Here is an 11,230-nt window from a genome sequence, read left to right on the forward strand (position 1 = left end):
CGATCGGCTACCTCGCCTACGATCTTGGGGCGAGCCTGGAGCGGGTGGCGCCGCCGGCGCGCCGGGCCGGCCTCGCCGACGACCTCGCGGTCAACCTCTATGCCACGATCGTCGCCTAGGCCGCGTCCGATCTCGACGCGCTGGAGGCGCTCTTGCGCGGCCCCGAGCCGGCCTCGGAGGCGGCCCCGGTTCCGCCCCTCGCCTGGCGCTCGAACTTCACCGCGGAGAGTTATGCCCGGGCGGTCGATCGCGTGCGCGACTACATCCGGGCCGGCGACATCTACCAGGCCAACATCGCTCAGCGCTTCGAGGCGGCGCTGCCGCCGGGCTTCGACGCCTTCGCGTTCTACCGCCGCCTGCGGGTGCTAAATCCCGCCCCCTTCGCGGCCTATCTCGAGATCGACGGCCTCACCCTGGCCTCCTCCTCGCCCGAGCGCTTCCTGCGCCTCGACGGCCGGCAGGTCGAGACGCGGCCGATCAAGGGCACGGCCCGGCGCGCGACCGATCCGGCCGAGGACCGGGCCCGGGCCGAGGCGCTCGCCGCCAATCCCAAGGAGCGGGCCGAGAACGTGATGATCGTCGATCTCCTGCGCAACGACCTGTCGCGGATCTGCGCACCCCACAGCGTCGCGGTGCCGACCCTGTGCGGGCTCGAGACCTATGCGGGGGTCCATCACCTCGTCTCGGCGGTCACCGGCACGCTCAAGGCGGGGACGGACGGGCTCGACCTCCTCGCCGCGACCTTCCCGGGCGGCTCGATCACCGGGGCGCCGAAGCTGCGGGCGATGGACATCATCACGGAGATCGAGGGCGACGCCCGCGAGGTCTATTGCGGGGCGATTGGCTGGATCGGGTTCGACGGCAGCCTCGACACCAGCATCGCGATCCGCACGGTGATGCTCGACGCGCGCCGCGCCGTGCTCCAGGCCGGCGGCGGGGTCACCCTGCTGTCGGACCCCGAGGCCGAATACCGCGAGACCCTGACCAAGGCCGAGCGGGTCTTCGCGGCCTTCCCGAGCGGGGAGCGATCATGATCCTCGTCATCGACAATTACGATTCCTTCGTCTTCAACGTCGTGCGCTACCTTGAGGAACTGGGCGCCGCGGTGCGGGTGGCGCGCAACGACGCCCTCGACGTGGCGGGCATCCGGGCGCTGGAGCCGGAGGCCGTGGTGATCTCGCCGGGGCCGTGCAGCCCGACGGAGGCCGGGGTGTCGCTCCCCGTCATCCGGGACCTGTCGGGCGAGGTGCCGCTGCTCGGCGTCTGCCTCGGCCACCAATGCATCGGGGCGGCTTTCGGCGGCCGGGTCGAGCGGGCCCGGCAGCCGCTCCACGGCCACGCGACGCCGATCACCCATGGCGGGGAGGGGCTGTTTCGCGGCCTCCCGACCCCGCTCACCGTCGCGCGCTACCATTCGCTGATCGTGACGCCCGCACCCGGCATGGCGGAGCATCTGAGCGTCGACGCCGTCTCGCCCGAGGGCGAGGTGATGGCGCTGTCCCACCGGCTTCACCCGACCTACGGCGTGCAGTTCCACCCGGAATCGGTGCTGACCGAGCACGGGCACGCCCTGTTCGGCAATTTCCTCGCTCTCGCCCGGCGCTGGCATGCGGAAGGAGGAGCACGGCGTGCTGTGGCGTGACGGAGAGATCCACGCGGGCACGGTCCTGCCCTTCGACATGGCCGATCGCGGCCTGCTGCTGGGCGACGGGGTGTTCGACACCGCGCTCGCCCTCGGCGGCCAGGTGGTGGAGGAGGCGGCGCATCTGGCGCGCCTCGCCGCCGCCGCCGCCGCGTTGGGCTTCGCCCTCGACCTCGCCGAGGCCCGCACGGCGATGCGGGCGGTGGCGGCGCTCCATCCGCGCGCCGCGATCCGCACCACCGCCACCCGCGGCCCCGGCCCGCGGGGCCTGCGCCCGCCGGCGGCGGCGAACCCCGTCCTGTGGGCCACCGCCGCGCCGCTGCGGCCCGGCACGGCCTTTGCCGAGGTCTCCCTCGGCTGGAGCGCGATCCGCCGCAACGAGACCTCGCCGGCCTCCCGCCACAAGACGCTCGGCTATCTCGACGCGGTGCTCGCCGCCGAGGCGGCGTCGCGGGACGGCCATGACGAGGCGCTCTTCCTCAACACCGCGGGGCGGGTGGCCTGCGCCGGCACCGGCACCCTGTTCGCGGTCTCCGGCCGCAGGCTCGTGACGCCGCCCCTCGGCGAGGGGGTGCTGGCCGGCATCGTGCGCGCCCGGGTGCTGGCCCTGGCCCCCGGCCTCGGTCTCGACGCGGCCGAGCGGCCGGTGACGCCCGACGACCTGGCGCGGGCGGAGGCGGCGTTCCTCACCAACTCCCTGCGGCTGATCGCGCCGGTGCGGCGCATCGGCGAGCAGGACTATCCCGGCGCCGGGCATCCCGCGGTGGCGGCGTTGCGCGCGGCCCTGTCGCGGGCGATCGCGCGGACCTGCGGGATGGCGGTGGAGGGCTGACGGCGCCGCCACGCCAACCCTCACCGCAGAGGGGGGAGGGGTTTCGCGCGCCGGTCAGCCGACGCGCGACGGCCGGGATCCGGCGCTCACTCGCGCTCGGCCATCCGATGCCGCAGCTCGGCCACCTGGACCACCTCCCGCGCATAGGCCAGGCCGAGATCGGTCCACAGGACGCGCAGGGCCGCTTCCTCGGCCTCGGCCGGCAACCCGAGGCGCCGGCATTCGTCCAGCGCAGCCAGCTGCTGGTCGACGGCGCAGCAGGCTTGCGCAACCGTCCGTCGTTCCGCCGACGACTGGGATTCCGGCGCCACGCCCCCTCCGAACCGACCGTCACGACGGCGTCGCGCACCGACGGTCTGTCTGAAACCAGACACGACCCGCACCCGGATGGCAACCACCCGGAAGGTTACACGAGGGTGCGTCCCATTGGCGTGGGCCTTGCGGACACGATCGGAAACCCGCCAGAAGTGGCGAGGCCGGGCCGTGCGAGGCCCTCGAGGATCGGAGAGCAGAGCATGACACGCGCGTCCCTGGCGGTGGTTCTCGGTGCCGCGACCGCCCTGGCGACCAGCCTGCCGGCCGGCGCCAAGACGCTGGTCTACTGCTCCGAGGGCAGCCCGGAGAATTTCTATCCGGCGGTGAACACCACCGGCACCTCGTTCGATGCCGGCTCCCAGATCTATTCCAACATCGTCAATTTCGAGCGCGGCACCACCAACGTGGTGCCGGACCTCGCCGAGAAGTGGGACGTGTCCGAGGACGGCAAGACCTACACCTTCCACCTGCGAAAAGGCGTGAAGTGGCACGCCAACAAGATCTTCAAGCCGACCCGCGACTTCAACGCCGATGACGTGATCTTCTCGTTCGAGCGGCAATGGAAGGAGACCCACCCGTTCTTCCGGGTGACCAGTTCCAATCACACGTATTTCAACGACATGGGGCTGCCGAAGCTGCTGTCGTCGATCGAGAAGGTGGATGACTACACAATCCGCTTCACCCTGACCCAGCCCGAGGCGCCGTTCCTCGCCGACCTCGCGATGCCCTTCGCGGCGATCCAGTCGCAGGAATACGCCGACGCGATGATGAAGGCCGGCACGCCGGACAAGCTCGACCAGGAGCCGATCGGCACCGGGCCGTTCTACCTCTTGCAATACCAGAAGGACGCGATCGTCCGGTACCGCGCCTTCCCGCAATACTATGCCGGCAAGGCCGCCCTCGACGACCTCGTCTTCGCGATCACGCCGGATTCGTCGGTGCGCTGGGCCAAGCTCCAGAAAGGCGAATGCCACGTCATGCCGTACCCGAACCCGGCCGACGTCGACGCGATGCGCAAGGACCCGAACGTCCAGGTGCTGGAGCAGCCCGGCCTCAACGTCGGCTACCTCGCCTACAACACCCAGAAGAAGCCGTTCGACGACGTGCGCGTGCGCAAGGCGCTGAATCGGGCGATCAACAAGAAGGCGATCATCGACGCCGTTTATCTGTCGACCGGCGTCGCCGCCAAGAACCCGATCCCGCCGACCCTGTGGTCCTACAACGACGCGATCAAGGACGACCCCTATGATCCGGAAGGCGCCAAGGCGCTGCTCGCGGAGGCGGGCGTCGGCAACGGCTTCTCGATGGACCTGTGGGCGATGCCGGTGCAGCGGCCCTACAACCCGAACGCCCGGCGCATCGCCGAGCTGATGCAGGCCGATCTCGCCAAGATCGGCGTGAAGGCCGAGATCAAGTCCTATGAATGGGGCGAGTACCGCAAGCGCATCCAGGAGGGCGAGCACCAGACCGCGATGTTCGGCTGGACCGGCGACAACGGCGATCCGGACAACTTCCTGCACACCCTGCTCGGCTGCGCCGCGGCACAGAAAGGCGGCGGCAACGCCGCCAAGTGGTGCGACAGGAGCTACGACGACCTCGTCACCAAGGCCAAGACCATCAGCGACAAGGCCAAGCGCACCAAGCTGTACGAACAGGCGCAGGTCGTGTTCAAGGAACAGGCACCCTGGTTCACCATCGCGCATGCGGTGCAGCTGAAGCCGGTCCGCAAGGAGGTGGTGGACTTCAAGCTCTCGCCGTTCGGCCGCCACACCTTCTACGGCGTCAGCCTCAAATAGCGATCCGGTCGACGCGACCCTGTTTCCCCTACGGCATCGATCCGACGTCCGGACGATTCGTTCCGGACGTCGGATCGCCAGCCCGCGCGGTGGACCCGTGGGCTCCACACGCCTGAGCGAAGCCGACGTCTGCATCGCGAAGCGATCAGTCGGACATCGTATGACACCCTCCGGGTCATCCCGGGCTCCGCGGTCGCGGCGCCGGAATGCCCCCAAGGGTGGCAATCCTGCCGGAGAGATCCCGCCGAATCCCGATGCCGACATGCATTGCCAGCCTTCGTCGATGCGTCGCATCCTGAGCCGTTCACGAAAGGCGCGTTCGTGCTCCGCTTCCTCCTGACCCGCGCGTCCCTGGTGATCCCGACCTTCCTGGGGATCACCCTGGTGGCGTTCTTCCTGATCCGTCTGGTGCCCGGCGACCCGATCGAGACGATGGCTGGGGAGCGGGGCATCGATCCCGCGCGACACGCGGCTTTGCGCGCGGAGTACGGCTTCGACAAGCCGCTGCTCGTGCAATACGGGATCTATCTCGAACGGCTGGCCCATGGCGATCTCGGCCGCTCGATCAGCACCAAGGAGCCGGTGATCGCCGAGTTCGCCAGCCTGTTCCCGGCGACCGTCGAACTCGGTGTCTGCGCGATCCTGTTCGCGCTCCTCGTCGGCCTGCCGGCCGGCATCCTGGCGGCGCTCAAGCGCAACTCGGTCTTCGACCACGGGGTGATGGGGCTGTCGCTCACCGGCTACTCGATGCCGATCTTCTGGTGGGGCCTGCTGCTGATCCTGCTCTTCTCGGTGCAGCTCGGCTGGACGCCGGTCTCGGGCCGCATCGACGTGCAGTACTTCATCGAGCCGGTGACCGGCTTCCTGCTGATCGACACGCTGCTCTCCGACGAATCCGGCGCCTTCGCCTCGGCCCTGTCGCATCTGATCCTGCCGGCGGTGGTGCTCGGCACGGTGCCGCTCGCGGTCATCGCCCGCATGACCCGCTCGGCGATGCTCGAAGTGCTCGGCGAGGATTACATGCGCACCGCCCGCGCCAAGGGCCTGCCGGCCTGGCGCATCGTCGGGCTGCATGGCTTGCGCAACGCCCTGATCCCGGTCGTCACCGTGATCGGCCTCCAGGTCGGCGTGCTGTTCACCGGTGCGATCCTGACCGAGACGATCTTCTCCTGGCCCGGCATCGGCAAGTGGCTGATCGAGGCGATCGGCCGGCGCGACTATCCCGTCCTCCAGGGCGGCATCCTGTTGATCGGCGCGGTGGTGATGGCGGTGAACCTCCTCGTCGACCTCGCCTATGGCCTCGTGAATCCCCGCATCCGGCACGCCCGATGAGCGCCGACTTTCTGGACATTCCCGCCGCGCCTGCCGGCCCGCCACACCCGTTGGCCGAGTTCTGGGCGAGCTTTCGCGCCAATACCGGCGCGGTGATCGGCCTCGGCCTGATCGTGGCGGTGCTGCTGATGGCGGTCTTGGCCGACGTCATCGCCCCGCACCTGCCGAACCTCACCAACGACGCCGCCTTCCTCAAGCCTCCGTTCTGGCAGGCGGGCGGCTCGCTCACCTATCCGCTCGGCACCGACGCGATCGGCCGCGACATCCTCTCGCGCCTGATCCATGGGGCGCGGCTGTCGCTCTCGATCGGCGTCGCCGTCGTCACGGTGTCGATCCTGGTCGGCACGATGCTGGGGCTCGTCGCGGGCTTTGTCGGCGGCGCCATCGGCATCGTCATCATGCGGGTGATGGACATCATCCTGACCCTGCCGTCGCTGCTGCTCGCCATCGTCATCGTGGCGATCCTCGGCCCCGGGCTGATGAACGCCATGCTGGCGGTCGCCGTGGTGGTGCTGCCGCATTACGTCCGCATCGCCCGCGCGGCGGTGATCGCGGAAAAATCGAAGGACTACGTCACCGCGGCGCGGGTCAGCGGGGCCGGGCCATTGCGGCTGATGGTGGGGGAGGTGCTGCCGAACTGCGCCGCGCCGCTCATCGTCCAGGCGTCGCTCGGCGTCTCGACGGCGATCCTCGACGCGGCGGCCCTCGGCTTCCTGGGGCTCGGCGCCCAGCCGCCCGCGCCGGAATGGGGCACGATGCTGGCGGATGCTCGCGAATTCGTGCTCCGCGCCTGGTGGGTGGTGACCTTCCCGGGGCTCATCATCCTGGTCACGGTGCTCGCCTTCAACCTCGTCGGCGACGGGCTCCGCGACGCCCTCGACCCCAAGCTGAAGCGGTGAGGCGCCCGATGCCGCTCCTCGAGATCCAGAACCTCTCCGTCGCGTTCCCGTCCGCGGGCGGGACGCTCCGCGCCGTCGACGGCGTCAGCCTGACCCTGGAGGAGGGGGAGGTGCTCGGCGTCGTCGGCGAGTCGGGCTCGGGCAAGAGCGTGACCATGATGGCGCTGATGGGCCTCGTCGCCTATCCGGGCCGGGTCTCCGCCGACCGCCTCGCCTTCGCCGGTCGCGACCTGATCGGGATGCCCGCCCGCGAGCGCCGCCGCCTCACCGGCCGCGACGTGGCGATGATCTTCCAGGAGCCGACCACCAGCCTCAATCCCTGCTTCACGATCGGCTTCCAGATCACCGAGTCGTTGCGCCAGCATCTCGGCCTCGACCGCAAGGCGGCCAAGCGCCGGGCGATCGACTTGCTGGAGCAGGTCGGCATCCCGGCGGCCGAGAGCCGGCTGTCGGCCTATCCGCACCAGCTGTCGGGGGGCATGAACCAGCGGGTGATGATCGCCATGGCGATCGCCTGTAACCCCAAGCTCCTCATCGCCGACGAGCCGACGACCGCGCTCGACGTCACCATCCAGGCCCAGATCCTCGACCTGCTGCTCTCGCTCCAGCGCGAGCGCGGCATGGCTTTGGTGCTCATCAGCCACAACATGGGCGTGGTCGCCGAGACCGCCGACCGGATGATGGTGATGTATGCCGGCCAGGTGATGGAGGAAAGCCGCGCCGACGCGCTCTTCGCCAACCCCCAGCACCCCTATACCGCGGCCCTGCTGGCGGCGCTCCCCGAGCGCAGCGAGGGCGGGCGGCTGTCCACCATCCCGGGCGTGGTGCCGGGGCTCTACGACCGGCCGCGCGGCTGCCTGTTCGCGCCGCGCTGCACCGACGCCACCGATCACTCCCGCACCGAGCGGCCGGCCCTGCGCGCCTGGCAGGGCGGCTCCGTGCGCTGCCACTATCCCCTCGGCGAGCCCTCCCGCGACGCCCGCATCCGCCAGGACCGCCCTGTTTCCACCGTCGCGGAGGCAACCCGGTGAACGCCCCCGTCGTCGTCGCCAACGGTCTGCGCCAGACCTACGAGATCCGCCGCGGGCTGTTTCGCAAACCGGCCCGGCTCCAGGCGGTGGGGGGCATCTCGTTTTCGATCGAGCCCGGCCGGACCCTGGCGGTGGTGGGCGAATCCGGCTGCGGCAAGTCGACCCTCGCCCGGATGGTGACGCTGATCGAGCCGCCCTCCGACGGCGACCTCACCCTCGACGGGATCGACGCCGTCGACACGCCGTCCTCCGAGCGCCGCCGCCTGCGCCGCACCGTGCAGCTGGTGTTCCAGAACCCCTATGGCTCGCTCAATCCGCGCAAGCGCATCGGGGCGATCCTGGAGCAGCCGCTGGCCATCAATACCGGCCTGTCGGGCCCCGAGCGCCGCGAGCGGGTGCGGGCGATGATGGCCAAGGTCGGCCTGCGCCCAGAGCACGATGCGCGCTATCCGCACATGTTCTCCGGCGGCCAGCGCCAGCGCATCGCCATCGCCCGGGCGCTGATGCTGTCGCCCAAGCTCGTGGTCGCCGACGAGCCGGTCTCGGCGCTCGACGTGTCGATCCAGGCCCAGGTGCTCAACCTGTTGGCCGATCTCCAGGCGGAGCTGGGCCTCGCCTACCTGTTCATCTCCCACGATCTCGGGGTCGTCCGCCACATCGCCCACGACGTGCTGGTGATGTATCTCGGGCTGGCCATGGAGCAGGGGCCGAAGGCGGCGATCTTCGCGCGCCCCCTCCATCCCTACACCCGGGCCCTGATGGCGGCGACGCCGGGCGTCGGCCCCCGCACCCGCGAGCGGATCGTGCTGCGGGGCGAGTTGCCGTCGCCCCTCGCGCCCCCGAAGGGCTGCGTGTTTTCCACCCGCTGCCCCCATGCCACCGACCGATGCCGCGAGGAACGGCCGGGCCTGCGGCCTTTGGCGGGACGGGCGGTGGCCTGCCATTATGCGGAGGATGTTTTGGAGGGACTGCCGGAAGACGGACGCGCCCTGGCGGGCTGACGCATCACGGTGTGTTCAACGCCCGGGGGGCTTCGCCGCGCCGCCGCGGGCCCTACCTTCATGAGGATCGGAGGAGCCCAGCGACCGGATCCGTGAGTGAGCCCATCGCGGCGGCCGCGCCGCCCCAGCCCCTGTCCGAGCCGAGCGTGCCGGGCCGTGCCCGCATGCTGGCCTTCCGCACCAGCCTCCGGGTGGCGCGCCTGCGCCACTGGCTCGCCGGCCGGCTGCCGCCCCGGGCCCGCGGGCGGCTCGCCGGGAATGTGCGGGCCGCCGAGCTCGCCGGCCTCGCCTTCGCCTTCCGGGCCCGCGCCGTCGCCATCGTGGTGGTGTCACTGTGGCTCCTGGTCCTCGTGCCCTGGCCGCGCGACCTCTACTATCTCTCCGTCGCCGGGCTGTTCTTTCTCCTCGGCTACCTGCCGTACCGGCTGCGGCACCATCCCCGGGCGGGGCCGATCAAGCTCGCCTTCACGGTGCTCGACATCGCGCTGATGACCACGGCGATCATCATGCCGCCGCCGGCCGGGCTCGGGGTCGACTGGCCGATCCAGACCCGGCTGCGGACCCCGGAATTCCTCTACGTGCTGCTCCTCCTCGGCGAGGCGGCGCTGACCTACTGGCCGGTCGCGGTGCTGTGGACCGGGGCCTGGATCGCGGCGATCTGGTCGCTCGGCGTCTGGCTGGTCTATGGCCGCGCGGACACCGTGCGCTTCGCCGAGGCCGCCCGCGACGGGCCCCTGGGCGCCGAGGCCGCCCTGCGGGTCTTCCTCGACCCGGCCTTCGTCGGCCTGACCCCGCTCTGGACGCAAGTGATCGTCACCAGCCTGTTCACCCTGCTCCTCGCCATCGCGGTGTGGCGGAGCCGGAGGACGATGCTGGCGCAGGTGCGCGCCGAGGTGGTGCGGGCCGACCTGGCCCGCTACGTCTCGCCCGACGTCGCCGACGCGCTCGCCGCCCGGGCCCATGCGGGTTTCGGCGCGCCGCAGACCCGGGTGGTGGCGGTCTTGTTCGCCGACGTGGTCGGGTTCACCAGCATGAGCGAGGATCTGGGGCCGGAACGCGTCTTCGCGCTCCTGCGCGGCTTTCGCGAGCGCAGCTGCAAGGTGGTCTTTCGCCATGCCGGCACCCTCGACAAGTTCCTCGGTGATGGCTTCATGGCGACCTTCGGCGGCCTCGACGGGCGCGGCGACGGCGCCGCCCGGGCGATCGCCTGCGCGATCGACCTTCAGCGCGAGATCGACGCCTGGACCGCCAAGCGCGAGGCCCGCGGGGCGGCGCCGATCCGGGTCGCGGTCGGCGTGCATTGCGGCCCGGTGGTGATCGGCAATATCGGCGCCGACCAGCGGGTGGAGTTCACGGTGATCGGCGACGTGGTCAATGTCGCGAGCCGCCTGCAATCCGCGACCCGCGAGGTCGGCGGCCGGATCCTCGCCTCCGATTGCTGCCTCGCGGCCGCCGGGCCGGAGGCGGCGGCCCGCTTCACCCGCTCGCTCCCGCTCACCTTGCGCGGCCGCACCCGGCCGATCGTGGTGCATGTGGCGGAGTAGGGCGCGAGAGCAGGCCCGTGGCGGAGGAGGGGGTCATACGATGCCCGACTGATCGCTTGGCGATGCGGAGATCGGCTTCGCTCAGGCGTGTGGAGCCCATGGGTCCACCGCGCGGGCTGGCGATCCGACGTCCGGAAGGAATCGTCCGGACGTCGGATCAGCCGCGCTGAAGGATCTCGATGCGGACGCCGTCCGGCCCCTCGAAGAAGGCGATCCGCAGGCCAGGCTTCACGTCGGTGATGCCGGACACCAGGGGGATGCCGCGGGCGGCGAGGTCCGCCACCGTCGCCTCGATGTCCTCGACGCGCAGCCCGAGATGCTCGATGCCGCGATGGGGTGGCACGGCGGCCGGCCCGGTGCCCTCGGGCGCCTGCTCGATGAACATCCGCATCCCGCCGAGATCGAGCATGATCCGGCTCGGGCTCACTCCGCCCTCGCGCCCGATCTCCCGGGCGCCCAGCACCTCGCCATAGAACTGCGCCGCCGCCACCGCGTCCCGGCTGCGCAGGTGGAGATGATCGTACACATAGCCCATGCGGGTCTCCCTCCGGCGCGTCCTGCGGCGCCCGTTCGTCCCCGCCCTCACGGTACGTCGCCCGGGCATGACGCGATAGACCTCGCCCCGCCGCGGTTGACGCATCACCGGGCACCGCCCTACAGAAGGGAACCCCGGGCCCACGGCGCCCGCGGCCGGTTCGGAAGGGTGGCCGAGTGGTTTAAGGCAGCGGTCTTGAAAACCGCCGTGGGGGCGACTCCACCGTGGGTTCGAATCCCACCCCTTCCGCCAATGATTTCAACGATTTACAACATTGTTTGAGTAACCGGGGCAAATTCGCGG

Annotated in this window: 10 protein-coding genes, 1 tRNA gene and 1 pseudogene; 10 read left to right on the top strand and 2 right to left on the bottom strand. The window is 70.7% G+C overall.

Going from position 1 to position 11,230, the window contains the following annotated elements; translation table 11 throughout:
• The 3 genes and pseudogenes from pabB to VP06_RS30590 form a co-directional block, all read left to right on the top strand.
• Positions 1–1,034, top strand: a pseudogene (pabB, locus tag VP06_RS30580) (aminodeoxychorismate synthase component I); the annotation flags it as partial.
• Positions 1,031–1,642, top strand: coding sequence for an anthranilate synthase component II (locus tag VP06_RS30585; RefSeq protein WP_048467592.1), 612 nt, complete (start codon positions 1,031–1,033; stop codon positions 1,640–1,642). The pseudogene pabB and the gene VP06_RS30585, both read left to right, overlap by 4 nt.
• On the top strand, positions 1,629–2,474 hold the full coding sequence (locus tag VP06_RS30590) for an aminotransferase class IV (protein ID WP_048467593.1): 846 nt from the start codon (positions 1,629–1,631) through the stop codon (positions 2,472–2,474). The genes VP06_RS30585 and VP06_RS30590 overlap by 14 nt, the downstream gene beginning before the upstream one ends.
• Positions 2,475–2,560: 86 nt before the next feature.
• Here VP06_RS30590 and VP06_RS30595 read toward each other — a convergent pair whose 3' ends face one another.
• Positions 2,561–2,785 carry a hypothetical protein gene (locus tag VP06_RS30595; protein WP_048467594.1) on the bottom strand — a complete coding sequence of 75 codons (225 nt, stop codon included), beginning with the start codon at positions 2,783–2,785 and terminating at the stop codon, positions 2,561–2,563.
• 204 nt (positions 2,786–2,989) lie between these two features.
• On the opposite strand from VP06_RS30595, the gene VP06_RS30600 reads away from it, so the two are divergent.
• The 6 genes from VP06_RS30600 to VP06_RS30625 all read left to right on the top strand — a co-directional run bounded on the left by VP06_RS30600 (position 2,990) and on the right by VP06_RS30625 (position 10,392).
• Positions 2,990–4,585, top strand: a complete 1,596-nt coding sequence (locus VP06_RS30600; protein WP_048467595.1) for an ABC transporter substrate-binding protein — start codon at positions 2,990–2,992, stop codon at positions 4,583–4,585.
• 321 nt (positions 4,586–4,906) lie between these two features.
• Entirely contained in the window at positions 4,907–5,917 is a 1,011-nt protein-coding gene (locus tag VP06_RS30605; protein WP_048467600.1) for an ABC transporter permease subunit, read from the top strand.
• On the top strand, positions 5,914–6,816 hold the full coding sequence (locus tag VP06_RS30610; RefSeq protein WP_048467596.1) for an ABC transporter permease subunit: 903 nt from the start codon (positions 5,914–5,916) through the stop codon (positions 6,814–6,816). Before VP06_RS30605 ends, VP06_RS30610 begins: the two co-directional genes overlap by 4 nt.
• Before the next feature lie 8 nt (positions 6,817–6,824).
• A complete protein-coding gene (locus VP06_RS30615; RefSeq protein ID WP_048467597.1) occupies positions 6,825–7,847 on the top strand; it encodes an ABC transporter ATP-binding protein in 1,023 nt (340 codons plus the stop codon).
• Positions 7,844–8,848, top strand: a complete 1,005-nt coding sequence (locus tag VP06_RS30620; RefSeq protein WP_048467598.1) for a peptide ABC transporter ATP-binding protein — start codon at positions 7,844–7,846, stop codon at positions 8,846–8,848. Before VP06_RS30615 ends, VP06_RS30620 begins: the two co-directional genes overlap by 4 nt.
• 92 nt (positions 8,849–8,940) lie before the next feature.
• Positions 8,941–10,392 (top strand): adenylate/guanylate cyclase domain-containing protein, encoded by a 1,452-nt coding sequence (locus tag VP06_RS30625; RefSeq protein ID WP_053082103.1) that lies wholly within the window; start codon positions 8,941–8,943, stop codon positions 10,390–10,392.
• 157 nt (positions 10,393–10,549) lie between these two features.
• On the opposite strand, the gene VP06_RS30630 is transcribed toward VP06_RS30625, so the two are convergent.
• Entirely contained in the window at positions 10,550–10,927 is a 378-nt protein-coding gene (locus VP06_RS30630; protein ID WP_048467599.1) for a VOC family protein, read from the bottom strand.
• Positions 10,928–11,089: 162 nt separating this feature from the next.
• On the opposite strand from VP06_RS30630, the gene VP06_RS30635 reads away from it, so the two are divergent.
• Positions 11,090–11,179, top strand: a tRNA-Ser gene (locus VP06_RS30635).
• Positions 11,180–11,230: the final 51 nt, after the last annotated feature.

This window comes from Methylobacterium aquaticum (genome assembly GCF_001043915.1).
GTDB lineage: Bacteria > Pseudomonadota > Alphaproteobacteria > Rhizobiales > Beijerinckiaceae > Methylobacterium > Methylobacterium aquaticum.